Source organism: Capsulimonas corticalis, from assembly GCF_003574315.2.
Taxonomy (GTDB): domain Bacteria; phylum Armatimonadota; class Armatimonadia; order Armatimonadales; family Capsulimonadaceae; genus Capsulimonas; species Capsulimonas corticalis.
On sequence record NZ_AP025739.1, the window covers coordinates 3,458,619 to 3,485,161 of the forward strand.

Annotated in this window: 24 protein-coding genes; 6 read left to right on the plus strand and 18 right to left on the minus strand. The window is 63.3% G+C overall.

The genetic code is table 11. The features are described 5' to 3' along the window. Positions 1 to 3: 3 nt before the first annotated feature. Complete coding sequence (locus D5261_RS14790; RefSeq protein ID WP_119320553.1) at positions 4 to 840, minus strand: DUF4253 domain-containing protein; 837 nt, start codon at positions 838 to 840, stop codon at positions 4 to 6. A gap of 160 nt (positions 841 to 1,000) precedes the next feature. Here D5261_RS14790 and D5261_RS14795 point away from each other — a divergent pair, with 160 nt between their 5' ends. Further along, on the plus strand, positions 1,001 to 2,254 hold the full coding sequence (locus tag D5261_RS14795) for an alpha/beta hydrolase family protein (RefSeq protein WP_119320552.1): 1,254 nt from the start codon (positions 1,001 to 1,003) through the stop codon (positions 2,252 to 2,254). A gap of 2 nt (positions 2,255 to 2,256) precedes the next feature. Here D5261_RS14795 and D5261_RS14800 read toward each other — a convergent pair whose 3' ends face one another. Then, on the minus strand, positions 2,257 to 5,370 hold the full coding sequence (locus tag D5261_RS14800; protein ID WP_301002513.1) for a ligand-binding sensor domain-containing diguanylate cyclase: 3,114 nt from the start codon (positions 5,368 to 5,370) through the stop codon (positions 2,257 to 2,259). A 345-nt stretch (positions 5,371 to 5,715) separates the two neighbouring features. Here D5261_RS14800 and D5261_RS14805 point away from each other — a divergent pair, with 345 nt between their 5' ends. From D5261_RS14805 to D5261_RS14820, 4 genes are all read left to right on the plus strand, one after another. Continuing rightward, a complete protein-coding gene (locus D5261_RS14805; protein WP_125205878.1) occupies positions 5,716 to 6,837 on the plus strand; it encodes a DUF6714 family protein in 1,122 nt (373 codons plus the stop codon). Next, entirely contained in the window at positions 6,834 to 9,890 is a 3,057-nt protein-coding gene (locus D5261_RS14810; protein ID WP_119320549.1) for an AfsR/SARP family transcriptional regulator, read from the plus strand. Before D5261_RS14805 ends, D5261_RS14810 begins: the two co-directional genes overlap by 4 nt. A 244-nt stretch (positions 9,891 to 10,134) precedes the next feature. Next, positions 10,135 to 10,650 (plus strand): cupin domain-containing protein, encoded by a 516-nt coding sequence (locus D5261_RS14815; protein ID WP_218025540.1) that lies wholly within the window; start codon positions 10,135 to 10,137, stop codon positions 10,648 to 10,650. A 2-nt stretch (positions 10,651 to 10,652) separates the two neighbouring features. Next, the gene (locus tag D5261_RS14820) at positions 10,653 to 11,345 is read left to right on the plus strand and encodes a hypothetical protein (protein WP_125205877.1); all 693 of its coding nucleotides are present in this window, start codon (positions 10,653 to 10,655) and stop codon (positions 11,343 to 11,345) included. 224 nt (positions 11,346 to 11,569) lie between these two features. On the opposite strand, the gene D5261_RS14825 is transcribed toward D5261_RS14820, so the two are convergent. From D5261_RS14825 to D5261_RS14845, 5 genes are all read right to left on the minus strand, one after another. Continuing rightward, positions 11,570 to 12,166: a histidine phosphatase family protein gene (locus D5261_RS14825; protein WP_119320547.1), complete on the minus strand. Its 597-nt coding sequence runs from the start codon at positions 12,164 to 12,166 to the stop codon at positions 11,570 to 11,572. 72 nt (positions 12,167 to 12,238) lie between these two features. Continuing rightward, positions 12,239 to 13,270, minus strand: coding sequence for a class I fructose-bisphosphate aldolase (locus D5261_RS14830; protein WP_119320546.1), 1,032 nt, complete (start codon positions 13,268 to 13,270; stop codon positions 12,239 to 12,241). Between the two features lie 166 nt (positions 13,271 to 13,436). After that, positions 13,437 to 14,255, minus strand: a complete 819-nt coding sequence (locus D5261_RS14835) for an alpha/beta hydrolase (protein WP_435792415.1) — start codon at positions 14,253 to 14,255, stop codon at positions 13,437 to 13,439. A 267-nt stretch (positions 14,256 to 14,522) separates the two neighbouring features. Beyond that, on the minus strand, positions 14,523 to 16,676 hold the full coding sequence (locus tag D5261_RS14840) for a M56 family metallopeptidase (RefSeq protein WP_119320544.1): 2,154 nt from the start codon (positions 16,674 to 16,676) through the stop codon (positions 14,523 to 14,525). 5 nt (positions 16,677 to 16,681) lie between these two features. After that, positions 16,682 to 17,065 carry a BlaI/MecI/CopY family transcriptional regulator gene (locus D5261_RS14845; RefSeq protein ID WP_218025539.1) on the minus strand — a complete coding sequence of 128 codons (384 nt, stop codon included), beginning with the start codon at positions 17,063 to 17,065 and terminating at the stop codon, positions 16,682 to 16,684. 136 nt (positions 17,066 to 17,201) lie between these two features. Here D5261_RS14845 and D5261_RS14850 point away from each other — a divergent pair, with 136 nt between their 5' ends. Continuing rightward, positions 17,202 to 17,462 (plus strand): DUF6582 domain-containing protein, encoded by a 261-nt coding sequence (locus tag D5261_RS14850; RefSeq protein WP_119320787.1) that lies wholly within the window; start codon positions 17,202 to 17,204, stop codon positions 17,460 to 17,462. 4 nt (positions 17,463 to 17,466) lie between these two features. Here the strand turns inward: D5261_RS14850 and D5261_RS14855 are convergent, their stop codons facing one another. The 11 genes from D5261_RS14855 to hslV form a co-directional block, all read right to left on the minus strand. Next, positions 17,467 to 18,153: a polysaccharide deacetylase family protein gene (locus D5261_RS14855; protein WP_125205876.1), complete on the minus strand. Its 687-nt coding sequence runs from the start codon at positions 18,151 to 18,153 to the stop codon at positions 17,467 to 17,469. Between the two features lie 25 nt (positions 18,154 to 18,178). Then, a complete protein-coding gene (locus D5261_RS14860; protein ID WP_119320542.1) occupies positions 18,179 to 18,745 on the minus strand; it encodes a GNAT family N-acetyltransferase in 567 nt (188 codons plus the stop codon). Positions 18,746 to 18,750: 5 nt separating this feature from the next. Further along, positions 18,751 to 19,824, minus strand: a complete 1,074-nt coding sequence (cax, locus tag D5261_RS14865; protein WP_119320541.1) for a calcium/proton exchanger — start codon at positions 19,822 to 19,824, stop codon at positions 18,751 to 18,753. A 35-nt stretch (positions 19,825 to 19,859) separates the two neighbouring features. After that, positions 19,860 to 20,864 carry a tRNA (adenosine(37)-N6)-threonylcarbamoyltransferase complex transferase subunit TsaD gene (tsaD, locus tag D5261_RS14870; RefSeq protein ID WP_218025538.1) on the minus strand — a complete coding sequence of 335 codons (1,005 nt, stop codon included), beginning with the start codon at positions 20,862 to 20,864 and terminating at the stop codon, positions 19,860 to 19,862. 28 nt (positions 20,865 to 20,892) lie between these two features. Then, complete coding sequence (gene rimI / locus D5261_RS14875; protein WP_119320539.1) at positions 20,893 to 21,435, minus strand: ribosomal protein S18-alanine N-acetyltransferase; 543 nt, start codon at positions 21,433 to 21,435, stop codon at positions 20,893 to 20,895. Then, complete coding sequence (locus D5261_RS14880) at positions 21,432 to 21,884, minus strand: molybdenum cofactor biosynthesis protein MoaE (RefSeq protein WP_119320538.1); 453 nt, start codon at positions 21,882 to 21,884, stop codon at positions 21,432 to 21,434. The genes rimI and D5261_RS14880 overlap by 4 nt, the downstream gene beginning before the upstream one ends. A 3-nt stretch (positions 21,885 to 21,887) precedes the next feature. Beyond that, entirely contained in the window at positions 21,888 to 22,133 is a 246-nt protein-coding gene (gene moaD, locus D5261_RS14885) for a molybdopterin converting factor subunit 1 (protein ID WP_119320537.1), read from the minus strand. 232 nt (positions 22,134 to 22,365) lie between these two features. Beyond that, entirely contained in the window at positions 22,366 to 23,547 is a 1,182-nt protein-coding gene (locus D5261_RS14890) for a FapA family protein (protein WP_119320536.1), read from the minus strand. A 13-nt stretch (positions 23,548 to 23,560) separates the two neighbouring features. After that, positions 23,561 to 25,045 carry an ATP-dependent protease ATPase subunit HslU gene (hslU, locus tag D5261_RS14895; RefSeq protein ID WP_119320535.1) on the minus strand — a complete coding sequence of 495 codons (1,485 nt, stop codon included), beginning with the start codon at positions 25,043 to 25,045 and terminating at the stop codon, positions 23,561 to 23,563. Positions 25,046 to 25,121: 76 nt separating this feature from the next. Then, on the minus strand, positions 25,122 to 26,006 hold the full coding sequence (locus D5261_RS14900) for a hypothetical protein (protein ID WP_119320534.1): 885 nt from the start codon (positions 26,004 to 26,006) through the stop codon (positions 25,122 to 25,124). After that, on the minus strand, positions 25,996 to 26,526 hold the full coding sequence (gene hslV / locus D5261_RS14905) for an ATP-dependent protease subunit HslV (protein ID WP_174721475.1): 531 nt from the start codon (positions 26,524 to 26,526) through the stop codon (positions 25,996 to 25,998). Before hslV ends, D5261_RS14900 begins: the two co-directional genes overlap by 11 nt. Between the last annotated feature and the right edge of the window lie 17 nt (positions 26,527 to 26,543).

Here is a 26,543-nt window from a genome sequence, read left to right on the forward strand (position 1 = left end):
TGATTAATCCCACCAGAGAAAAAGATAGCCGGAGCGGCGGATCTCGTACGCGAGCAGGCGGACGCCGTCTTCTTCGCTGGGCTCGGAATGGTTTCCAACAATCTCCAGCATCGCTTTCATCCGTGGACTGTTCATCGTCTGGCTGAGCTTTTCGCGGAGCTGATCGACCATTTCCGGAGGAAACCCTTTCGTCATGCGTTCGAGCTGCCCTTCCGCCGTGGTCGCGGTGATACAGATGTCCGGGCATAGCGTCCGGGCGGCTTCCAGCGCTTCTTCGTCCTCTTCATATTGCAGCGCCACGCCCTGATGCACGGAGTCGGGGCAAAGCTCGAAGACGTCTTCGGCGAACTGGCAGATGTTTTCCGGCAGCGTATGGAACCGTAGGGCGACCCAGTCGTGGGCGGCGCCGACGACCTGTACGTCGCAGAGAGTTCGCCAGCGGCTGATCCGGTCGATGATGTCTTCCATGGAGACGCCGTAGTTGCCGCCGTTCGAGTGGCTCCAGCGGATGGCCTCCATCATATCCGTCGTCGGGAGGACTACCAGCTCATCGCCGGATTGCAGGCCGTTCGCCTGCCGGCGTGTGCTCCAAAATGCGCGGCAGCCCAGCGCCTCCATGGCGGTCTGCTGGGTCTCCACGAAGGATTCCACGGCGGCGTTCGGCAGCAGGACGGAGACGCCTCGTATGGGACCGGACTCTTCATCATCGTCCCGGTAATCCCACTCATCCGACTTGGCTTCCTCTAGAACGCCGCCCGTTTCCTGGTGGATCCGCTCCGCGGCGGCGAGCGGGAATTTCAGCGATTCGATCAGTTGCAGTTCTTGAGCGGTCAGAGCCATTGGAAATCTCCTGCGGGAAAGAATGTTGCGATTTCGGTAAGCAGGAATAGTTTACCTGCCGCCGCGCGTTCGCTGACCTGTGATTTGGGTAGAACGAGAGCAGGCGAGCGCGCGAGTTCGGATCCGCGTACGCCGGGAGGATCGATCCATCAGAAACTTATTGTCTCATCTTGGCGCTGCCTGCGCCGTCCTCTGCCTCGTTTCTTTCTGCGCCATTGCGCGCGCGCAAACGCCGTCGGTCACGCCGGCGCCGGATGACGCCGCGTTTTTCGATTACGATTCTCAGGCGCCGTTCGCAGTGACGGAGACGCCGATGGGGATGCAGGGCGGCGCGAGCGTCACCCGTATCACATATCCCAGCCCGGTCGTGACGCCGTATCCCGAAGATAACACCGTCACGGCGTACCTCTTTCTGCCTTCGGGAACGGGACCGTATCCGGCCATGGTGGTGCTGCACGAGTGGAACCCCAGTTCGACGCGGGCGGGGTTTGGGTTGGCGAGCGCGGCGGCGCGCGCCAATGTGTCGGCGCTGGTGGTGGTGGAGCCCTACAGCCTGAACCGGCGTGCGAAAAACCCGAAGGGAACGGCCCCGGCGATCCTCAGCGGAAACCTGCCGGAGATGGTGGGCGCGCTTCGTCAGGCGGTGCTGGACGCGCGGCGGGGGCTGGATTATCTGTCGCGCCGGCCGGATATCGATCCGCAGCGGCTGGGCGTCGGCGGAATCAGTCTGGGGGGCGTGCTGAGCGGGCTGGTGACGAAGGTGGACCCGCGTGTCCAGGCGACGGTGACGCTGGTCGGCGGCGCGGACTTTGCCCGGGGATTTTGGGTGGGGCTGCTCACGCGCAAATATCGGAAGCAGATTTTACGGGACGGGTATACCTACGACGAGTTTCTGCGCGCCATGGCGCCGATCGAAGCCAATCATTGGCCTCGCCCGATCGATCCCGCGAACGTGCTGATGATCGATGGGCGGTACGACCTCGTGATCCTGCCCCGGGGAGCGAAAGCGCTTTCCCAGGCGCTCGGCGATACCAGGATCGTCTGGCTCAATTCGGGACATTACGGGGCGAGCCTGAGCGCGAAGCCCGCCGCCGCCCTCACCGAGCAGTTTCTGCGCGCGCGGTTTTATGGGGATCGGGCCGCGTACCATCCGCCGGATACCCTGCCTTCCAAGACGATCAAGCTTGGCTTCTTGATCGGTGGACACGAAGGTCTCAGTCCCGCGATTGCGTATCAGGTGATCGATTTCGATCGCGCCGGACGATACTCGCTCGACGGCCAGCTCACTTTGCACGGCCTTTCGGCCGGGCTGTCGGCCCGACTGACTCCAACGCTCGCGCTGGGTCTGGAGTTTCCGTTATTCCATGGAGATGTCAAGCCGAAGCCCTATCTTCTTGCGCATATCGTGCTGTAGCGCTACGCCGCTTGATCCTGCTCTTGAAAGCTAGTGTCGAACATGTGGCTGAGCTGGTTGCGTCCCAGCTTCTTCGAGCGGTAGAGCGCCGCGTCGGCCGCCTCGATCAAGGATTCCGGAGAGGCGACACTGTCGCAGACGGTCGCGGCGCCAATGCTGACGGTGATGGCGCGTCTCGGCCACTCCGCGCTGGCGATTGCGTGCCGGAAGCGCTCGCCGACGATGCGCGCCCCTTCGGCGTCGGTGTTGCGCAGGATAATGACGAACTCCTCGCCTCCGTAACGCGCCACGGTGTCGGTGTCCCGCGCGTTGCTATACAGGAGCGCGGCGACCTGGATCAGCACGGCGTCGCCCGCCGGGTGGCCATAGGTGTCGTTAAACGCCTTGAAGTGATCGACATCGATCAGCAGCATGGACAGCGGGGGATTCTCGCGGTGGAAGCGCCGCCATTCTCCGTGCAGCGTTTCCTGGAACATCCGGTGGTTGGTGATGCCGGTCAGGCCGTCGGTGGTCGCCAGCGTGCGCAGACGCGAGTTTGCCGCCTCCAGCGCCTGCTGGCTCTCCATCAGCTCCTGCTGGCCGGCGATCAGCTCCTCATTCTGCGCCTCCAGCATCTGCTGGCTGTTCAAGAGCTCGTTCTGGCTCAGCGTCAGTTCGTCGTTCTGCCCCGCCAAACGCTCCTGCATCCGGTGGAGCTGGGAGTTGCGCCGCCGCAGGATGGGGACGAAGACGAGGGCCGCCAACATCGCAATGCCTGCAAGCGCGCACAAACCTTTGAACCACCATGTCTGATAGTAATGCGGCCGTAAGTACAGGCCGATCGAGGTGCTCACCGTCCACTGACTGTCCGTATTGGCGCAGCGCACGTGGAACCGATAGCGCCCTGGCGGCAGGTTGGTATAAGTGGCCGTGCGCGTTCCGTCGGTCTCCCGCCAGTGTTTGTCGAACCCTTCCAATTGGAAACGAAAGTGGAGATGGCTGGGATTGCGATAGTCCAGCGCCGTAAAGCGGAACTGTGCGTTTCCGTCCCCAGGCGGCGCATGGATTTGCGACTTACCGGAGTAAAGGTCGCCGTCGATGGCGATCTGCTCAATCAGAACGGGCGATGGGGTCGACTCCATGTTGCCGGAATCGATATGCACCACGCCCTGCATTCCGGAGAACCAGAGGTCCGCGTAGCGCATACGGCATGCGGAGGACGCTCGGCCCGTATAGGCCTGTCCTCCGGACGCGCCGTCCAGCGGACCGAAGGGGTAACACCGGATGGAGCTTCCGCCTTTGTCGATCCGCTGGTTAAGATCGTCCAGACTGACTCGGAAGACGCCGCGCGAGCTGCCGATCCAGAGGTTATGGCGGTCGTCCTCCAAAATTTGGTAGACGCCGTCGGAGTAGAGTCCGTCCCGCATCGTGATGCTTCGGAACGCGCCGTTTTTGTAACGCGTGAGTCCGCCGCCTTTGTGACCGAACCAGAGCGCGCCGTCCGAATCGGCGTACATCGCGACGATCGGGATATTCGGCACGCCTTCGGTGCTGCTGAAGGTTTGGACGCGGTCGTTTTCGACGCAGTAAAGATTGTTCTTGCCGCTCGCCCAGAGACGGCCCGCGTGGTCGACGATGGCGGCAAAGATCGGGTTACCCGCCGTGGAGACCGGCACGACGACGCTATGGCCGCCGCGGGTGCGCACGAACTCATGGTCGCCCATCAGCCAGACATCGCCGTCGTCGCTGACCGCGATAGCGCCGGCGTCGCCGACCAGCGCGTTGCCGTATTTGGCGCCGACATCCACCGTTCGAGAGCCGATCAGCTGCTGGGCGCGTCCTTTCCACAGCCCTAAGATCTCGCCATAGGAGGTTTGGCACAGAGCCGTGATGCGCGTGTCCGGTCCGCCGATGCGCTGGAACCGTCCCAGGATCTCGCCCGTGTTTCGGTAAAGGCCGTCGGCTCCGGCGGAGGCCCAGAGGTGGTTCGCGGCGTCGGTAAAGAGGCATTGGATCGGCGTGTCCGGCAGGCCCTGCCGCTCCGTGAACGTGTGGCAGTTGCCGTCGCGCAGGCAATCCAGACCGTTGTCCGTGCCGACCCAGACGCCGCCCTGCGTATCGCGGATCGTGCAGGTGGGGACGCCCGCCAGGCCGTCCGATCTCCGGATACAGACAAACGTCTTGCTGATCTTAAGGCCGATGCCGTCATAGGGGTGCTCGCGGTCCCGCGTGTCGCCGTAGCGGCAGATCAGGTCGCCTCCCGAGTTGATATCGATGCCGCCGACGGAGATTCCCTGCCAATCGGGGGTCGGCAGAAAACGGCCGCAGTGGAATTGACAGAGCGTTCCGCCGATCAGTCCCCAAACATCGCCTGCATGGTCGATGCGAATGGTGGCGGCGGCGCGCTTCGCGCTCTGGCCTGGGACCGGCGTGAGGACCGCGTTGCGGATCGTGTAAGCGCCGAGTTCCGTTCCAACCCAGACGACGCCATTGCCGTCACATTGAATCGACCGGATGGAGTTCAGATGCTTCTCCGCGCCCGGAACGGCGATGTGGATCATCTTCCCGGCGTGGACTTCCAGTAAGCCGCCGTCATCCTGCTCGACCCAGAGGAGGCCGTTTGGTCCCACGGCCCAGTGCTTGACAATGATCTGCCCGGCGTATTCCGCGACGCTGAACTGCTCCTTCAGCCGTCCGTTGACGCTTTGGTAGAAGCCTCCGCTTTTTTCCGCCCACAGCGTTCCCGTCGGATCGAGCTGGCAGGTGACTCGTACTTCGCTTTCGATATCCGTCACCGGCGTCAAGTTCACGGCGACGCCGTTCTGAATGCGGGAGATCCCTCCGGCGCCGGCGGCCCACAGCGCGCCGGTGGAATCCTGCATCAGCTGTTCGATTCCGTTAGTGGCGAGGCCCGGGGTGTTTTCCGTGTCAAGGATCGTAAACCGGTCGCCGTCAAAGCGGGCGAGGCCGTCCTGAGTGGCGAGCCAGAGATACCCGTCCCGGCTTTGCAGGATCGCGTTGACCCGGTCCTGCGGCATGCCGTCCGGCGTCCGCCAGATCGTGTTGACGCTCGATTTGAGGGAAAACGGAGACGCCTGAACGCGGGCGGCGTAACACAGGATTAGCAGCAGCGTCACAGCCAGAGCTCGCAGCCCACAAATTATCCGCCGGTCCAGCATGAGGAAACTCACGTCTTCTTACTTGAAACTTTGCATGATTATCGGTTTAATTCACAGTGATCATTACTGCCGGCCATCGGCGGACGCCCGTCTTTCGCTTAATCCCAGGGAAAATACCAGGGCTCAGAAAGCATCGTGGAAATACAGGGGCGGAATATCCGGGAGGCAGACAAGCTATTTGTTCCACACTTGATGACAATTTGTCATAATTGCCACTCAATTTCCTCGAAATCGATGGACGCCTCGTTGGGACTTAGGCGATTTTAATGTAAAATAAGAATAGAAAGATATTATAAAACGCTTATGACCGACATCGCCTCCGTCCGAAGTCAAATACTAACCGCGTTTGCAGGAACATCGCCTCCGCCTGCGGATCGACTCGTGACGGAGCAAGGCAAACGCGATGCTCCTGGCGCAGAGCGGATCCATGCGATGCTCGCCGGTGAGCGCTGGGAAGAATTGTCGTTTGATTTTCTTAAGGAGTGGTGGTCGTCATTTTGTTATTTGACGCCGGAAGCGACGCGTTATTATCTTCCAGCCCTTCTCATCACTGCTCTCGACCATTGGGGAGAGGAAGTAGACTTTTCCCATACCGTCGTTTACAGCCGACTTATGCCGAGTGCCTACGCTATTTACTATCACGGTTCTGATTCCCATTTCGAGGGACTAGCTGGCTTACTCACCAAAGAGCAATTTCGCGCGGTCGCCGCGTTTCTGGCATTGTTTCTGCCTCATTCGAATCCGGGCAATACGTTGCTGTTGCGCGGTGCGGAGCCATCACATATGATGTTCCTGGCGTCGCGCGCCATGCGGTTGTTTTGGGAACGGGCGGGTGGGCCGCATGCGGAGGCGTTTGCCGCATTCGATTGGCAGATGCGTCATTACGAATATCCGGCCCCTGAGGATCCTGCCGCCGCTGCCTTGGTCGAGGAAATTCGCTCGGCTTTTGCGGATGCTCCCTATCCGGGAGACAATAATTTGAGCGGATCAAGGCAGGGGGATGAGGCTGCGGAAATTGCTCTGGATCTGCGTGGCGTCCATTGGCGGACGATCGCTCCGTGGCTACTGGCAGACAATAGCACTGCTACGTCATTTCTCACGCACGAAGGTCTACGCTATTATTTGCCGGCGTTCTTGATCGCCGATCTGATGGAGTTTGGCGGAGGGCGTTGCGTTTTTACACTGACGCATGGGTTTACAGAGTCAAATTTTAGTCTTTATCCTGATACCGATTGGTTTGCGTATGGCGTAGAAAGAATGGCGGGGTTTACCTTGCCGGAGCGGCTGGCGATTATTCGCTATCTTGAATATACGGCTGAACAGGAAGACTATGAGGCGGCGAATATCCACGAAGCGCTGGAGAGATACTGGCGCCCGAGCCTTGGTAATAAAGGTGATGTGGAAGTGGCAGGGGATAAAACATGACCGGCGCTTGGACGGTGACCTTGTTTGGCGGGCTTCGCGCGACGCGCGGGACGGAGGTGGTGGAGCGGTTCCGATCGCATAACATCGCGGCGCTGATGGCGTATCTCTGTTTGTTCCCACGCCTCCATTCGCGTGAGGAGCTTGCCGACCTGCTGTGGCCGGACTCTGATCTGGAGGCGGGCCGGACCAACCTGCGCACCGCCATCGCCTCGCTGCGCCGGCAGCTGGAGCTGCCGGGCGACCTCGCGGGGAGCATCTTGGTCACGCAGGGCCGCACGATGGTGGGACTCAATCCCGAAGCGATCTCGACCGATGTCGCCCACTTTGAAAGTTTACTGAAAGGCTCCGCGCATCCTGAGAATAGCATTGTCGAAAAGATCGCGATGCTTGCGGAAGCCACCGGATTATACGCGCAGCCGCTGCTTTCCGGGTTTTATGAGACGTGGGCGCTGACCGAACGGGACCGGCTGGCCGAGGTCCAATGGGGGGCGCTGCGCGATCAGGCCGGCCTTTATGAACGGACCGGGCGTTACGACATGGCGCTCGAATGCGTTCGGCGCGCGGTGTCCGCCGATTCGCTGCGCGAGGAAGCGCACGCCGAGGTCATTCGCCTGCTCATGGCCTCCGGACAGGTCGCCGCCGCGCGCCGGCAGTTCGCCGATCTAGAGCAGCTTTTGGAGAGTGAGCTGGGCATCGAGCCCACGCCGGAAACACGGGCGCTTTTGAACGCCGCGCCCGCGCCGGAAACACGGGCGCTATCGGACGCCTCGCCGGCCGAAGCGACTCTGGTCTTTGCGCCGCCACCCGCTTCCGCCGCCCCTTCGAACGCTGGAGACGGCCCTGTGACCAAGCCGGTCCTGGTGCGGAAACCGTCCCGCCTTCCCCTGACGCTGACGCAGTTTTTCGGACGCTCCAAGGAGCGTGCGTCGCTCGCGGATCTGCTGGGCGAGGGCACGCGTCTGGTGACGCTGACCGGTCCCGGCGGCTCGGGCAAGACGCGGCTGGCGATCGAAGTCGCGCGGGACCTTCATGAAACGTTTCCTGGAGGATCCTGGTTTATCCCGCTGGCCGATGTGCGGGAGGCGAGCCGGATTTCCGACGCGCTTGCGGAAGCCCTTCCCGTCACCCGGTCCCGCGCCGTGATGCCGTTCGATCAGGTCGTCGAGGCGCTGACGCGCCTGGGGCGCGTCGTTCTGGTGCTGGATAACTTCGAACAGCTCGCGGAGACGGGGGCGAATGTCGTGCAGCAGCTTTTGAGCGCCGTGCCCGAGCTGTGCTGTCTGGTGACCTCCCGCCAGCGCCTGCTTCTGGACGGCGAACGCGAGTTTCCGCTGGCGCCGCTTCCCACACCGCCGACTCCCGGCTCCCCGGAGCGCCTGCTGGAGTTTCCCAGCATCCAGTTGTTCGTCAACCGGGCGCAGGCGGCGCGGCCGGATTTCCAGCTCTCCGCGCGCAACGCCGCCGCTGTCGCGCTGCTCTGCGACAAGCTGGAGGGGATCCCGCTGGCCGTGGAGCTGGCCGCCGCCTGGGCGCAGACCTTGAGCCCGGCGCAGACCCTGGAGCGACTGGACCATCGTTTCGATCTGCTGGTGTCCCGCCGCCGCGATACCCCGGGCCGCCATCAAACGCTGCGGGCGACGGTGGAATCCAGTTATCAGCTTTTGCCCCCGGCGACCCAGCGTTTCTTCACGCAGCTCGGTCAGTTTCGCGGCGGGTGGACCCTGGAGGCGGCCGAGGCGGTCAGCGGCGACCGGGACGCCATCTACCATCTGACGACGCTGCGCGAGCACTCGCTCGTGCTCGCCTCGGAAGAGTCGCAGGTCGATGGAACCGCCGAAACCGGGATGCGCTACCGGATGCTGGAGACGCTGCGCGAGTTCGCCGACGAGCTGGTGTCGGATGAGGACAAGCGCCGCGCGCTCTGCGAACGGCATTACGGGCACTATTTGGAGCTGGCGCAGGACGCGGAGCCGGGCCTGCACGGGCACGAGCAGGCCGGCTGGATCAAGCGGCTCGATTCCGAGCGCCACAATATGCGCGGCGCGCTGGCGTGGGCGACGGAGTACGACCCGGACGCGGGGCTTCGGCTCGCCTCGGCGCTGACCCGGTTCTGGGAGTCGCGCGCCTATGTCCGCGAGGGCAGCCTTTGCATGGAGCAGCTATTGGCGGTGAGCGGCGGCGAGACGTCGCTGCGCGCGGATATCCTGTTCAAGTCGGGCCGCTTCGCCTGGTATCTGCGTAACTGGGACCTCGCTCGCAAGCGCTTCTCGGAAAGCATCACCATGTATCGCGCGCTGAACGACATTTCGGGGATCGCTCTGCCGCTCGCCGCCTGGGCCGGTCTGCTGCTGATGAACGACGGCGACGGCCTTGGCGCGCACATGGCGCTGGAGGAGGCGTGGCGCGCCACGGAGATCAGCGGAGATCTGCGGCCGCGTCTGGAGATCTACGAGTGGCGCACCGCCATGGCCTGCGGGATGGAGAATTACGCGGAAGGGGAGCGCCATACACAGGATTGGCTGGCGCTGGCGCGCCAGCTTGGCGATCACACCATTGAAGTCGCGGCCCTGTTCTGGATGGGATTGCTCACCGCGAACAGTATGGACTCCCAGCGCGCGCGCGTGTATTTCGAACAGGCGATCGCGGTCTCCAAAACCGTCGGCGAGACCTTCTGGGGCTCCGGAGCGTGGTTCGGCATGGCGCTGGTCGAAGTGATGGACGGGGACCCGGAGCGCGGGCGCCAGTGCGTGCAGCGCTCCTACGACCTTCTGGGCGATATGGGCTATCAGTTCGTACACCATTATCTGCTTCAAGCGCTGGCGTTTGTCTGTTCGGCGCAGGGGGACGCGTCGCGCGCCGCGCGTCTGCTGGGCGCGGTGGAGCACCTTCGGCGGACCGACCAGACATTGACGGCGTCCATCATCGGCCGGGGCTTCGATACCTATGTCGAGAGCGCCAAAGCCGCCCTTGGACCTGAGGGGTTCGCGGCGGAGCAAGCGATCGGCGCGGGAATGACGCTGGACGAGGCGCTGGCGTACGGCCTGCTGCCCTGATTGCCGGAAGTTACCCTCAATTCCCACCCATCGGATCTCACGGCGCATTCCAAGCGGAAGAATTCAAAAATTCTTCCGCTTTTTTTACGTTTGACCGCTGTACACGGTTTTGTACACGCTGTGTACACGGCGCCCTTGTATGATGCATCTGTCAGCGGCTCGGAGCAAAGTTCGCGGCGCTCCCAAAGCCGCGATCCGCCGGAGAACGATCCTGGCGTAAAGATCAACAATAAGGACGTATCACATGAATAACATTGTCGACCATATGATTGAAACCGACACTTCGCTGGGCGCTTATCTTATCCCGGGCGGCATGGGGCAGTTCTTCGACTTTGGAGACCATCGGGGGCGTGTGAAGGTCAGCGCGCAGGCGACGGCCGGAGCGTTTCTTTTTTGTGAAGTGGAAGTCGATCGCGGCGGCGGCGTTCCTCCGCACATTCATAGCCGCGAAGATGAGACGTTTTATATCCTCGAAGGTCGGTTCGCGTTTCAGATCGGGAACGAAACCGTGATCGCCAACCCGGGCGACACCGTCTTCGCGCCGCGCCGCGTCGCGCACGCCTGGTATTGCGTGAGCGAAGGCGGCGGCCGCGCGACGCTGCTGATTACGCCGGGAGCGAACTTTGAAGAGTTTGCCGGAGCGCTCGCGGACCTGAACATCGTGCCGAAGAAGGCGATGATGGGAGAGGAAGCGTCGCAGTTTATCCGTCTGTCCGCGCGTTACGGAATCGAGATGCTGCCGCATCTCCTAGGAGATTAATTATGAGAAGAATGCATGCAGTGCTGCTTGTATTACTGCTGGTCGGAGGTTTGACGCGTGACGTCCCTTTGACGTCGGCGCGCGCCGAAATGGCTCAGAGCGCGGACATGGCGCCGGCGCGAACGTCGCTGCTGGCCCAAATCCAGCTTCCGGACGGCGCGCGCCGCTCCACGGATCGAAACAACCAGGCCGCCTTCGAAGCCGCGCTTCGGAAGGCGTCGGAAACCAGCCGGTCAAAATCCGGCGCCGTCGAATCCAAATCCGACAAAGTTGAATCCCGGTTCAACAAGGTCGAAGTGCTGGCTTGGCCGGCGGATGCGACGCCCATGCAGGACCTGCCGTCGAAGCTAAAGGATGCCGGATATGCCTATTCCGCCCGCCCCTCGTACGACGCCGTTCCCGGCCGCATCACGCCGTTCATCGCCGCCCGCGCCGGTCAAAACGATACAATCCAGGGCATGTGGATCGAGACCGATACGAAAAACGTTCTCCTCGCCTGGGCTTCTTGCCGCTCGAACAGCGCGAGCGGTCAAGGCGAGCAGAACACATTCGAACTGCTCCCCGCCGAGCGCCCAGAAACGGACGGAGCGTTCCGCTCCGCATCCGGCGCCCGCCCCGCGAACATCTCCCCCGCGCCGGCCGCGCTAGGCGTGCGGGTACACTCCGCGACCGTGTCTCACGCGTCCGCGCATTGACGCCGACAGCCCCTGCCTGAACATTTGGATGTACGAATGTTCAGGCAGAGGCTGTTGTCACGCCGCCGTGGTTTCACGCCGGTTTTTTGCGGCGGGAGCGTATGGGCATGGCCGCCAGCTTCTGAAGATTCGCGAGCAGCGATTCTTGTTGAAGCCTCACACGGTATTGCTGCAACGGATGGCCGGGCGAAATCTCCTCCACCATATGGGTTATTGCGGGCGGGTTATTCTTGTGTGTGACGGTCGTCGTTCCAAAGCCGGATCGCCGGCTCGCTGAGGTTGTGTTCGTAGCCTAAGATACTCAGCGACGCGGTGGTCAGCACGAAGTATTGGGCGCTTTCCGGCGGCAGTCCCAGCCAGCGCGCGGCGAGAAATCTCAGAAAGTGGCCGTGGCTGAACAGGAGCGTGTCGCCTTCGATGGCGCGGAGCCGTTCGACCACGCGGTCGGCGCGGGCGCCGATCTCCGCGACGGATTCGCCGCCGGGAAATCCGTCGCGGAACGAGCGCCAATCGGGGCGCTCCTTACGGATATCCACCGTGCGTCGTCCTTCATACTCGCCATAGTTCCACTCGACGAGGTCCGGATCGACCTGTGCGGCGCCGCCGAACTCGGCGAGATCGCAGGTTTGCCGAGCGCGCAGCAGGGGACTGGTAAAGACGGCGGCGAAGGTCAGGCCCGCCAGTCGTTTGCCCAGACTCTGGGCGTTGCGCTCGCCGCGATCGGTGAGGGGAAGATCCGTCATTCCCGTATGCTGCCCGGTGATCGTCCACTCGGTTTCCCCATGACGGGCCAAATAAATACGGGGCGGGGTGTCGCTCAACGCTGTTCTCCTGGAGGGAATGATGAATTCGGGAATGATGAATTGATGTTACGCACATTGCGCCCGGCGATTTCAGTCGCCGGTCATCGCCTCTGTCTCACCATTATACTCGCCCCGGCGCGCGGCGCTGTTGCATTTGGCGCGGTGCAGGAGCGCCTTTTGCGCCGCCTCCACGTTTTTGTCGTCGCCGCGCCACAGCTCCAGCGCCGGCTGCTGAATGGCGCGGGAGAAGGAGAACGTCAGCGCCCACGGCATGCGGCCCCGGAAACGAACGTTCATGGCGTTCAATCGCGCCGACGCCAGCTCGCTTTCCTGACCCCCCGAAAGAAAGGCGATGCCGGGAACGGCGGCGGGAACGGTTCGGAGGAAGCATGTCACGGTGGCGCCGGCGACTTCCTCCACGCTGTTCTGCACGGGGCATTGCAGGCCGGGAAGCAGCATGTTCGGCTTCAGGATCATGCCCTCCAGCGCCACGCGCTGGCGTTTGAGGGTTTCGAACACGACGTTCAGGACGCGCTCCGTCATCTCGGCGCAGCGCTCCAGCGTGTGATCGCCGTCCATCAGCACTTCGGGCTCGACAATCGGGACGAGGCCGCTTTCCTGGCAGAGCGCGGCGTAGCGGGCCAGTGCATCGGCGTTCGCCGCAATACATCCGTCGCTGGGGATTCCGTCACCGATGGTAATGACCGCGCGCCACTTCGCGAAGCGCAGACCGAGGCCGGCGTATTCGGTCAAACGCTCGCGCAGGCCATCGAGACCTTCCGTGATCTTCTCGCCCGGATGCGCCGCCATGTCCTTGGCGCCGGCGTCGACTTTGACGCCAGGGACGATACCCGCCTGGATCAGGGCGTCCACAAACGGCCGGCCATCCCGCGTTTTCTGGCGCACGGTCTCATCGTAGAGGATCGCGCCGCTGATGGAGTTTCCCAGACCCGGCGCCGTGACGATCAAGTCGCGGTAGGCGCGCCGCATCTCCTCGGTTTGCGCGATTCCCAGCGGGGCGAACCGTTTATTGGCGGTGCCGGTGCTCTCATCCATCGCGAGCAGTCCCTTGCCGTCGGCGAGCAGCGCCCGCGCCGTTTCTTTCAGCTTTTCGATTTCCATGGGGTCCCTTTGTGCGTTTGTTTGCGTTTTGCAATAAAAATAGTTGTACCCATGTCGTGAGACGCATAACGGCGTTTCGACCGAAATGACAAAGACAGCCGGCGGTGAAAACCGCCGGCTGTCCTGGGGATCTGAAGATGCGCCGTCTAAGAGAGACACGGCGCTCTCAGACGTAACGCTTGATGAAGTCCAGGGACGTTTGGGCGACTTCACGCCAGCCGCTGTCGACGGTCAGGGCGTGGCCCCGGCCGGGGATCTGAACGACCTCGGTGACGCCGGGGTTGTCTCGCTGGCGCTCGTACGACGCTTTTGTGATCGCCCAGGGAACCGTATTGTCTTTCTCACCGGAGATGAGCAGCAGCGGTCCGCGATCCGAATTCTCGGTATCGACCTTCGCTTCCGTCCAGGGATCGAGGTTGGCGGTGGCGGCCTGGAAGAGCGGCGCGCCCGCAGCCGGCACGGCGAAGGTCTTGTAGAGCTCCATGGCCTCCGTTTCGCTGACGGCGTTGGCGAAGCCGAAACGGAACTGATCGTAGGTGAGCGGGATCGCGCGGTTACGATTGGCGGGATTGCCCAGGACCGGCCAGGCGGATTTCAGGGCCGAGAAGGGCAGTGGGAGCACGCCGCGAAAGGGCGCCGCGTCGATGGCGACGGTCGCCGACGCCAGGCCGCGTCCGGCGAGGATCTGCGCGAGCAGGCCGCCAAATGAATGGCCGACGATGGCGGGCTTTATGTCCAGCGCCCGAATAATCTCCGCAAAGTGATCGGCGACCTGGCCGACCGTCTTGTGCGCCATGACTTCCGGGTGCGCGTTCGCCTCGGCGACGGTCTCGGGATCGTCCGGCCAGCCGGGCGTAAGCGCGGTGTATCCGGCCTCCTCGAACATCGCCGCCCAGCGGTCCCAGCTGCTCGGCAGCAGCCAGAGGCCGTGGACGAATACGACCGGCGGGAGCGCCGTCGCATTCGCGCGTGCGACCTGCTGCATTTCATGCTCGGTGATTGTGACCGCCTCAGTGTGAGGAGCCACAGATGTTTCCGTTGTCATATCGGATTTCCTCTCCTTGGGTCTTTTTGCCTAACTCTGGATGGAAGCGAAGCCCCGGTAAGGCGCAGCGCCGCTCCGGGATTCGTGGTCTTGTCTTCAAAGACAACACCATTATTGCAGGCGAACGTTGCTGATAACGTTCCCGAATGTCAGGGAAAAGCGTTCCGCGTTCATTTGTCGTGTGAAAGTTCGATGCGCCGAAGAAATTTAGCGCCGCGCAGAGACCGGAGATATGGGAGAAACTGCGGTTTGCGGCGTCAGCACGAAGGCGTGGGTGACGCCGCCGACGAGACCTTTGCCGACGATTTGGCCGGCGTTGTTGACGCCGTCGGCGCACTGGAGCGTCCACTGCGGCGCGTTCGTCACGGCGCCGTTCAGGTCCACCACACGCCCGTCGGACCAGAGGACGGCGCGGGGCGGGGTGACGTCCGCGTTCACGCCGGACTGGCCGACGGCGACGCCCAGATCGTTGACCGCGCGCGCTTCGCTGTTGTCGTGTCCGGGCAGCGTCCCCAGATCGATCGCCTGCCCGTTATCCCAGAAGCAGGCGTGGACCGTGCCGTCGTCGGTCGAAGAGTAGCCGACCGCCTGTCCGCGCTGATTGACCGCGCAGGCGAGGCTGTTGTCGCCGCCCAGCGTCCCCAAATCCTGCATCACGCCGTTCTGCCAGAGAAAAGCGTGCGTGGGGCGGGTAAATCCATGCGCCGTTCGCTCCAGGTAGGTGCGCGCGAGGTCCGCCTTGCCCACGACCTGGCCGCTGTCGTTCACGCCGTACGCCATGCTGTGATCCCCGCCGAGCGTGCCGAGGATCTGCGTCTGACCGTTGGCGCAGAGAAACGCCTGCGTCATCAGGCCGCCCTGTGCGTCGTGCCCGCCCGCGCGGATACTGCCGACCACCCAGCCAAGATCGTTGACGCCGTGGGGCTCGTTATAGCGATATCGGGCGGGCAGCGCGGGCGACTTCTCCCCATCCTGCCAGAGCAGCGTGTGTGGGTAGTTGTCGTAATTGTAATAGGTGGCGGCGACGGCGCCCGCGTTGTTGATCGCGAGCGCCGCGCCGTAATGGTAGCGGCCAATCGCCCCGATCGGCGTCTCATGACCGTTGTCCCAGAGCAGCGCGCGCTCGTCGCGCGCTCCGGCGACCTGGCCTTTGTCATTGATCGCGAAACGGATCGCCGCTGAGGTCCCCACCGGTCCCAGATCCTGCAGCACATAGCGCAATGGGAGCGCGGCGCTGTCGCGCTTGAATCGGGGGGCGGCTTGCGTGCGCGCCGTCACATGGATCGGCAGCGCGGCGCACATCCCCGCCCCGCAAAGCGCGGCCGCCGCCAGACGCACGGAGGCGCGGTTCGTGTCCCAGCCGGGGCGCGCGACGTGCAGCAGCCGGCGCTTCGCCGCATGGTAAGCCGGGCGGATCCCCAGCGCCGCGCTCGGCGCGGCGGCTCCGGCGGACATGACCTTGAGCAGCAGGCGTCCGTACTGCACGGCGTCCAGCTGAGTCGCCGCAATCGCGGCGGCGTCGCAGGCTTCCTCGCGGGCGGCGTCGTATTCGCGCGCCGCAAGCCACAGAAGCGGGTGGAAGAAGAACAGCGCGCGCGCCAGCGTGGGGATGATCCCGAGCAGCAGGTCGCGGCGCTGTAAGTGCGCGATCTCATGCGCGAGCGCCATCCGCCGCTCACTCTCGGACAGATTGCGCGTGAATCCCGCCGGCGCGATCAGCACGGGACGCCAGAGTCCGGCGACAAAGGGGGAGGGGCAGTCCGCCGATTCGCGAACGGCAATCGCCGCGCGATATCCCATTTGCCGCGCCAGCGTCGACGCCTCGACCTGGGTTTGATCCGGCGCGATCGCAACGGCGCGCCGAAGCGCGCCGCGCACTCGCAGCCAGCCGCACATATTCCCAATGAGCATGGCCGTCGCGCCGAGCGCCCAGCCAGCGAACAGCGCTTGGGGAACCCAGGAAAATGGCGGGACATGCTTCGGCGCATGGCTGAGCGGGGCCGCCGGCGGGGCGGCGAAGGCGGTCACGGAATTGTTGGATTGGAGCGGCGGCGGCGAGTCGCCGCTTTGCGGGCGCAGCGGCTGAAAGAGCTTGGTGATCGGCGCGGCGGCCTTCGGCGCATGCGTCCCGCCGGGAAGCAGGGGCAAAGCGACGCCGCCGACGCAGCAAAGGCTGATGAGAAGCTTGGCGCTCGCCAGCCACCACAGCCAGCAGCGCGCCGAGGCGGGGATTCGCGGCGCAAACCGGCACAGCGCCCACACGACAAGGATCAGCGCGCCGCCCTGCACGGAGGCGCGCAGCATCGTGGCGGCCCAGACTTGCATCACCGGAGCGAAATGTGCGGTCCAGTCGCCTGCCATGGCGTTTATCCCTTTTTCGCCTGCATCGCGTCCAGCAGTTTTTGCAGATCGGCGACTTCTTCCTCGTTCAGATTTTGGTTCTCGGAGAGGTAAGCTACAAAGGGCGTCAGCGATCCGCCGAGCGTGCGGCTCACAAAGTCATGCACGAGGTTCTGCATCAAATCCTGTTTGCCTACGGCGGGAGCGTACTCAAACGATCCGCCGGACTTGGTCCGGGTCAAAAAACCCTTTTTGCGCAGGCGCTCCATCACCGTCAGGATCGTCGTGCGCGCCAGCCCCAGCGGCTCCCCGAACTGCACCGCGACATCGCGCACGGAGATCGGCGAGTGGTCCGTGATATAGCGGAGCACTTCCAGCTCCTGATCTCCCAGCATTGGCGGCTTCATCATAGCATCGTTATCCATTTCTCGAACATCAACGCCATTATATCGCAGGACTACGAGAGTAGTCAATGGGTTATTTTCTGCGATTTTCCGGGAAAGTACATTCCAGGATCGAACGCAATCGATGAAAGGAGAGAAGATTATGTCCGAAAAGAGCACCGCAATCGATCGGCGTGAGGACGTCAACCCCGACGAGGGCGTACGCGAGTACGGCGACGTGGAGTTTGCCGACACCAAAAACCATAAGTATCCGATTGACACGGAAAAGCATATCCGGGCGGCCTGGAGTTATATCAACCACAAAGACAACGCATCGAAGTATGATGCGGACGAGGTGGAGACGATCAAGCGGCGAATTAAGGCGGCGGCGAAGAAGAAGGATGTAGAGATCGAGTCAGAGTAGGTCTCTACTCCAGCGTTTCCGAGAGCCGCGCGAACGAATATCCTTTTTTCTTCAGGCCGGCGATCACGGCGGGGAGGGCTTCGGCGGTGTGCCAGCCTCGGCCGTTGACGTGCATGATGACGATGGAGCCGGGTTTGGTCCTGGCGAGGACCGTGCGGACGATATTGGGCGCGGTGACGTGCTTGTCGGGATCGCCGGTCACGACTTCCCAGGTGACGGACTTCATGCCGAATCGGGCGGCTTCCTGGATCACGCTGGCGTCGTATTCGCCGTAAGGCGGACGGAACAGACGCGCCTGACGGCCGGTGAGATTTTGGTGGACGGCCTGCGTTTTGCGCAGGTCGTCGTCCATCTGCGCCGTCGAGATCTTGGTCATATGCGGGTGCAGGTAAGAGTGGTCGCCGATTTCGAACAGGGGATTGGCGGCGAGCATCCGAGCCTGCGCCGGGTGCGTCTCCATCCAGTGGCCGCCGAGGAACAGGGTCGCGGGCGTGTGGGTGCGCGTGAGAATATCGATGATTTTGGCGTCGTAACCCGCCGGCTTGCGCGTTTCGCAGGCGTCGAACGAGAGCACGACCCACTTGTGCGTCCGCGCGCCGTGCGTGATGATTTGCGGCGAGACCGAAGCCAATCGCGGCGCGGGCGGCGAAACCGTCATCAGCGTCGACGCCATGAGCAAACCAATAAACAAATTTTAATCCTTGTGAGTTCGTAGCCTAAGGCAATAAGCTCCAGTCGCGCCGGAGCAATGCGTAGAGCGCCAGATCGTGATAAGCGCCCTTCCAAAATCCGCGTTCGCGCAGCAGGCCCTCTTCCTGGAAGCCAAGCCGCGACAGCAGATTTCGCGACGCCGTGTTCTGAGGGACGACAAGCGCTTCGATACGATTGAGGTGGATTGTCTTAAATCCAAAGTCCAGCATCGCCGTGAGCGCTTCGCGCATGAGGCCATGGCCCCAGTGCGCCGGATCGAGCTCATAGCCGATCTCGGCCTGGCGCGATTCGCTGTCCGCGTAACCATATCCGCAGGAGCCGACGACGCGGTTTGTCTCGTTCAGAACGATCGCCCAGCGGATTCGAGTCCCTTCAGTATACGCCACGTTTCGGCGTTTCACCAGAGCCTGCGCTTCTTCGATTTTTGTCAGCGGCCCGATATTGTAAAAGCGCACGACTTCCGGCTGCGAGAGGATCTGCAAAATATCCTCCGCGTCCGACGGCTGCGTTTCGCGCAGCCGCAGGCGGGGCGTCTCGATCTCGGGAAACTCGGAAAATGTAAACATGGACATAAGCGTTATCCCCACCAGAACGCGGCGGCGATGATCACATAGAGGCCGATGAGCGCCGCGCCCTCCAGCCAGATCGATTCGCCGTCATAAACGACGACCGTGGTTACGATCGCCGCCAGCGCGAGGACGGCGATGAGCAGCGGCGTGAGAACCAGGGTGAGATGCGCGCCGCCTAAGAAGAAGCTGAGCAGCACCAGCACGGGAATGAGGCCCAGAGACACTTGCAGCGAGCTGTTGAGGATGACGCTGACGGCAAAGTCCATGCGGTTCTTGATCGCCAGTTGAATCCCGACCACGTTTTCCACGGCGTTGCCGGCGATCGCCACCAAGACAAGGCCGGTGAACGCTTCCGACAGATGCAGGATACGGATCGCCGGCTTGAGCGCCTCGACAAACCAATCGGAAACAAACGCCGCGCCGACGCCCGCCGCGAGCAGGGTGACGATGGAGAGCCACATCGGCCATGCGTCCGGCGTCTCTTCCGCGCAAGGTTCGCAATCCGCCGGCGTCAGCGGTCCGCCTTTGATGGAGACCGGAAGGCTGACCAGGAAGACGATCAGCAGGACGATGGCGGCGGCGATGCTCAGCGTGTCCGGATGGCGTCCGGCGGCGGTGTGCAGGGTGTGCGCCAGCGTTGGGATCATCAGCCCGGAGACCGCCAGCAGCATCAGCGATGCGATCATGCGCGGCTGCTGCTTCCCGAATTTCTGCGCGCCGTTTTTGAGACCGCCGGCGAGAAACGCCAGACCGAGCACAAGCAGCGAGTTCGCCAGGATCGATCCGATGAGCGCCGATTGCACCACCGTCACCAGTCCCTGGCGCAGGGCAAAGATACAGATAAAGAGCTCCGGGAGGTTGCCGAGCGCGCTTTGCAGAACGCCCGTGGCCCCCGGGCCCAGCTTGCCGCCGAGCTGTTCCGTGGCCGAGCCGACCATGGACGCCAGCATTGCCAGCGCCACGGCGGTGATCACGAAAAGCAGCACGGGGTTGGCGTGTACGGAGATCGCAATTCCCGAAGCAATGGTCGCCGCGACGGCGACGAGCGCAATCGTACGGTCGCGTGAGGAGATAGTGGTCATCAAATAGAGCGCCCTTTGCCCCGACAGGGAGGATCTTAAGCCAGCCGCTCGGAGGAGAGTGTGTCGAGCTCCAGAGTGTCGCGGCGGCCGGCTAATAAGTGATAGTACCCAGCGCAGGTGATCATGGCGGCGTTGTCGGTGCAATAGACGGGCGGGGGCGCGGTCATGGGGAGGCCGGCGGCGTTGCAGGCGGCCTGCATCCGTTCGTTGAGACGGGAGTTAGCGGCGACGCCGCCGGCAAGCAGGACGCGGCGCGCGCCGTTCGCCGTCGCGGCCCGGATGGTCTTTTCGACGAGCACATCGACGATGGCTTCCTGGACGGACGCCGCCCAGTCCTGCGGCGCGACATCGGCATTGGCGGGATCGGCGACGGCGTTGGCGACGGCGGTTTTGAGGCCGCTGAAGGAGAAGTCGAAGGAATCCGCGCCGAGTCGCGCGCGCGGCAATTTGACGGCCTGGGTGTTTCCGTGCAGCTCGCGGGCCATCTTGTCGATCAGGACGCCGCCGGGATAGGGGACGCCGAGCAGGCGGGCGCTCTTATCGAACGCCTCGCCGGCGGCGTCGTCGCGCGTGCGTCCGATAATTTGATAGTCGCCGTGGCCGCGCACCAGAAAGATCTCGGTGTGGCCGCCGGACACGACGAGGCAGACGACCGGGAATTCGATCCGGGGATCGACCAGCCAGTTGGCGTAGATATGGGCTTCGATATGATGCACCCCAACCAGCGGGATGCGCAGGGCGTAGGCGAGCGCCTTGGCCGCCGATACGCCCACGAGCAGCGCGCCGAGCAGTCCAGGGCGGTTCGCGACGGCGATGGCGTCGATGTCCTGGAACGCGGCGCCCGCGACGCTCAACCCTTCGGCGATGACGGCGTTCATCTGCTCCAGGTGCTGGCGTGAGGCGACTTCCGGCACGACGCCGCCGGTCTTGGCGTGCAGGTCCGCCTGCGAGGCGATGATGCTGCTGCGCACGTCCGAGCCGTCGCGGACGACGGCGACCGACGTTTCGTCGCAGGAGGTTTCAATTCCGAGGATATTCATGGTGTGTTCGCCGCCGCATTCCCCCATCTCATCGATTGGCGATCTCCATGCAGCGTCGGATATGCTCGCGGTAAGCCGGGGTCGCCATGTCGTCGAGCCACATGATCACGGCGTTTTCTTGATTGTCGCTATAGTAGTTCTTACGCACGGAGACGTCTTTGAAGCCGTGCTTGACATAAAGGTTGTGCGCAATGACGTTGCGCTCGCGCACTTCCAGGGTGGCGCGCTCCGTGCCGCGATCGATCCCGTACTCCAGCAGGCTGAGCAGCAGGCGTTCGCCGATCCGTCGCCGCCGCGCCGATGGGTCCACGGCGATATTCGTGAAGTGCGCCTCGTCCATGATGATCCACATGCCGCCGTATCCGACGAGGGTCCCATCGCGGTCCCTGGCGACCAGATAATGCGCGACGGTATTCCCAATTTCGGTGGCGTACGCGTTGTGGCTCCAAGGAAGCGCGTTGCTGCGGCGCTCCAGCCGGGCGACTTCGTCGATATCCGCCATGACCATGCGCGTGATGGCGATGGGTCCAAATCCCGTCGGCGCCTCATTCTCGTAAAGGATGTCGTTCATGAATTGTGCGTGGAGGAAGAAGGCGAGGGGACGGTGTCCGATCCCTCGATCCACTGCGCGCCGCCGTCAAAATGTTCTTTTTTCCAGATCGGAACCGTCGTCTTTAAGCTGTCCATCAGCCAGCGGCACGCCTCAAACGCCTCCGCTCGATGAGCCGACGCGACCGCGATCGTGATGCTGCGCTCTCCGACCGCGACCTTGCCCAATCGATGCGCGATGGCGCACGTCACGCCCCAGCGCTCACCGGCTTCCTCGGCAATCGCGCGCAGCTGCTTCTCCGCCAGAGGCCGGTAAGCCTCATATTCCAAATGCGTCACCCTGCGGCCCCGCGTGCTTCCGCGCACCGTGCCGGAAAACGTCACCAGCGCGCCCCGCTCCGGATCCTGAAGCCGCGCGCCCAGTTCGCCCACATCCTGCAATGGATCGTCGGAAAGAAAAACAATCGCCATGCGCTACCCTCCGCTCATCGGGGGCAGAAACGCGACTTCATCGCCATCGCGCAAAATCGTCCGATCGTCGGCAAACTCCGCATTCACCGCCACGCGCCCCGCCGGCAGCCGCGCGGCCAGCGCCGGAAACGTCGCGGCTAAAGTTTCGGCGCAGCCGGCCGCCGTCACGCCCTCAGGCAGATCGAGGCGCAGGTTATCCGTCCCGGCGGCGTCCTGATAACTGGCGAATAGGAGAACGGTGACTTGCATAGGAACGATTTCTGATACTTTCGTGGGCCTGAGTTCTACCTACCCCGGCGCTTTGCGCTCCCATGGCAAACCCACCCCGGCCCTTCGGGCCACCCCTCCCTCGGGCGGGAAGGGTAAGTAAGATTGCCTCTTACGGTGGGCGCCTGCGAACACACGCTCTGAAATAACCCTTCCCGTCGGCGGAGGGGTGGCGCGAAGCGCCGGGGTGGGTTTGCCCCGAAACGCCCGCAGATTACTGATAAGGCGTCATCCGGATCTGACCGATTTCATAGTCCTTCGTGAGGGAGACAAACTGTGTCACGGCGCGCACTTCGAGCGGCGCGTCGTCCACCAGCACTTTCACTTTGGGGAAGATCTTATCGGTGACCGACACGCGCGCGGCGTGGTTTTTGTTTATCATACCCAGCGCGGCGGATTTTTCGGATGACAGACGCATGAGGTCGGCGTGGATGCGGCCTTTGCGGATGGCGGCGACCCAAAGGCGCACGCGGTCTTCGATGGGAAGCTCATCGCCCCGTTCCTCGACCGGAAGGAGTTCATCGCGCAGGCGCTGGCATTCGCCCAGCAGGCGGACATCGCGCTCGGCGCGGGCGCGGATGGCGTCGACGCGGTCCATCAAGTGTTTGTTGTGGCCGGCGATCAGCACCGTGGGGATGCCGGAGAGGGAGCCGGCGCTTTTGGCTTCGACAATCTCGTGGCCGTAGCAGGAGCCGCCCATTACGGAGCCTCGAACGATGATGCTCCCGCCTGCTTCCAGAAATGAGTGCACGGAGCTTTCCTGAATGGCGATGCTGCCGCGCAGGGCTTCCACATGCGCGCCTTGCAGGAACTTACAGGAGATGCGGCCGTGCGACGAGCGCGCCGAGCCGAGAAAGCCGCCGGTGACGACGATATCGCCGCCGGCGTCCAGCACGGCGGCTTCCACGTCTCCGAAGATATGGATCGATCCCGACGCCTTGATGCGCATGCCCTTTGCGACATCGCCGTGGATGCGGACGTCGCCGCTGTGCGTCACATTCCCTGTGGCGGGGCCGACGCCGCCGGCGATCTCCCGTACGGGCTGATCGGAGACGGGGGGCGGGGCGCTGACGGTGTGGGTCGGCTGCTCCTCCAGCGCTTTGTTGAACGCTTCATCGAGGGCTTTGCAAAACGCGTCGGGCATCAGGGGGGCAAGCGCGCCCGCCAGCCAGGGCATGGGCGCGCCAAACTCCAGGCCGTCGTCCTCTTCGTTTGTCAGGTCGGCGACCGACGGGGCGACCTCGGTCACGCGCAGCTTGAACAGCACGCCGCGCGCCGGATTCCCCTCCTGCAAGACCTCATGGGCGACGCGCCTTGGTTCGCAATGGAGCAGCAGCGCCGCGCGCTCCAGCACTGCTTCAATCGACTTCCCCTGTACGACGAGTGACTTTTCCATTTCCCGGTATCCTCTACAGGATATATCGGCTTAAATCCTCATTTTTTACAATGCCCGCCAGCTTGTTTTTTACGTATTCGGCGTCAATCGTCACGGATTTCTCCTCCAGCTCGGAAGCATCGAAGGAAAGCTCGTCCAAAAGACGCTCCATAATCGTGTGCAGGCGGCGTGCGCCGATGTTCTCCATCTGCGCGTTGACCTCGGCGGCGAGCCGCGCCAGCTCCGCGACTGCGTCGTCCGTGAACTCCACCGTCAGCCCTTCCGTCGCCAGCAGCGCCTGGTATTGCTTGACCAGCGCGTTGCGCGGCTCGACGAGGATCCGCTGGAAGTCTTCCTGGGTCAGACTCTCCAATTCGACGCGAATCGGCAGGCGTCCCTGGAGCTCGGGAATCAAGTCCGACGGCTTGGAGAGGTGGAACGCGCCGGCGGCGATGAACAGGATAAAGTCGGTTTTGACCGGACCCTGCTTGGTCTGGACGGTGCTGCCTTCGATGATCGGCAGGATGTCGCGCTGGACGCCTTCGCGGGAGACGTCGGGACCGCTGCCTCCGCCCGAGCCGTGGCGGCCGGCGATCTTGTCCATCTCGTCGACAAAGATGATGCCGCTTTGTTCGGCGCGCGTGATCGCCTCGCGCGTCAGTTGGTCCTGATCGATCATGGCGCGGGCTTCTTCGTTCGTGAAGTGCTCTTTCGCCTCCTTGATCGTCAGCGTCCGCTTTTTGCGCTTCTTGGGCATCAGCGATCCGAGCATATCCTGCATGTCGTTTTCGCCCATTTGGCCAGGTGTCATAACCTGCATGAACGGCGCGGGCGCCGCTTCCTCCACCTCGATCTCGATCGTGTCGTCGTCCTTCACTCCCGAGGTGATCTGATTGCGCAGCAGATCGCGCACCCGGGCTTCCTGATCGTGACGCTTTTTGCGCAGCGCCTCGTCTTCATCCGTGGGATCGTCCTGCGTCGGCGTCGCGGCGGGTTTGGATGTCGACTCGGACCGGGAGAACAGTTGATTGAGCGCGTCCATCATATTGTCCGACTGAATGATCGACGGCCCTCCGGAGTTGGCCCGCGCCGGCTTCTCCGCGCGGCGGGGCTGGAGCACGTCGACGATCCGGTCCACGGCGCGCTTCTCGGCCTGCTCGCGCACTTCGTCGGTTTTTTCCTTTTCGACCAGACGCAGCGAAACCTGCACCAGATCGCGCACCATCGAATCGACATCGCGTCCGACATAGCCGACCTCGGTGAATTTGGTCGCCTCGACTTTGACGAACGGCGCCCGCGCGAGCACCGCGAGCCGGCGCGCGATTTCGGTCTTTCCGACGCCGGTCGGTCCGATCATCAGAATGTTCTTCGGAATCACATCCTCGCGCATCTCCGCCGGCAGCAGCCGCCGCCGATACCGATTGCGCAGCGCGATCGCGACCGCCCGCTTGGCGGCCGACTGTCCGACGATATATTTATCCAGCTCCGCGACGATTTCGCGCGGCGTCAAGTCTTCCATAAGTCTTTCCTGTCTGTTGCGGGTCTTTACCTACCTGGCGCTTCGGGGCAAACCCACCCCCGCCCGAGGGCCTCTCTTACTTCCCGTTCCCCAATTTCTCATCCACATCGCTCGCTCCGTAAGCCGCCAGCAGCGCGCGTTCGGCGGCGTGGGCGGCGGCGGTGGGCGGGGCGGGGGCGTCGCTGGGCAGCAGGCCCGCGAGGTTGCCGCCGCCGCCATCTCCGGTGGCGGCGATGGACGGCGGCGGGGGCGCGAGCGCGCGGACGCTTTCGAGAATGCCTGGGGAAAGCGTTTTGGGCGCGCGGGAGACCAGCGAGGTGATATCCCGGGTCTGCGCGGCGAGCGAGGCTTTGGTCAGCGACCCCGCGCGGCGCGCGGCGAGGGTGCGTCCCAACTCGATCGCCCAGAGCGCCTCATCGCCGCCCTGAAGCTTTAATATCGGGGTGAGGTTAAACTGAAGCGAGGTCATGTCGTCCTGCACGACGCGCACTTCGTCGATAGTCGCCAGGATCGCGGTGACGCGCTTGTCCTTGCTTTCCTTTTTTTTATTGGATGGGAGCGGCGCGGTGAGCATCTGGGAAAGCGGCGTGATCGATTGCAGCGCCTTTTCCGGGCCTTCGATCTTGACGAGATCGTCCAGGACGAGTGTGACGGCGTTTGCTTCGAACTTTCGCAGGATGTGCGACTGTGCCACCAGATCGTTCACATACTTGTCGGTCGCTTCGCCTTCGTCGATGGAAGACAGGCCCTGAACGTCCGCGAGGTAGCCGCGCTGATGATCGGCCAGGGACTGCAAGGTGTATCCCAGGCGCATCGCCGCCTTTTGTACGGTGCTGGGAGCATCCGGCGCGGCGACTGCGGCGGCGGGCGCGGCCGGCGCCGGGTCTGCCGCGCGCACGGGAATGGCGGCGCCGGCCAGCGCGGCGGCCGCCAGGGTGAAGGCAAATTTATTAAAGCTCATCGACGGAGATATTCCCATTCGTATAGATGCAGATCTCGGAGGCGACGCGCAGGGCCTTTTCGGCGATCTCGCGCGCCGACAGATCCGTGTTCTCCAGCAGCGCCTTGGCGGCGGCCTGGGCGTACGGTCCGCCGCTGCCGATGGCCGCGATGCCGTCGTCGGTCTCCAGGACATTGCCGTCGCCGGAGATCACGAGGAGGTACTCGGGGTCGGCGACGATCATCAGCGCCTCAAACCGGCGCAGCACCCGGTCCGAGCGCCATTCCTTGGCGAAGTCGATCACGGCGCGGCGCAGATTGCCGTTGACCCCCTCCAGGATCGCCTCGAAGCGGTCCGCGAGCGCCTGGGCGTCGGCGGCGCTGCCGGCGAAGCCGGTCAGGATCTTTCCATTGTACAATCGGCGTATCTTTTTGGCGGTGTTTTTCATCACCGTCTTGTCCAAAGTCACCTGGCCGTCGCCCGCGATGGCGACCTTGCCGTTCCGTTTCACGCCCACGATCGTGGTGGCGTGCATCTTCACTTCCATGCAAATTTCTC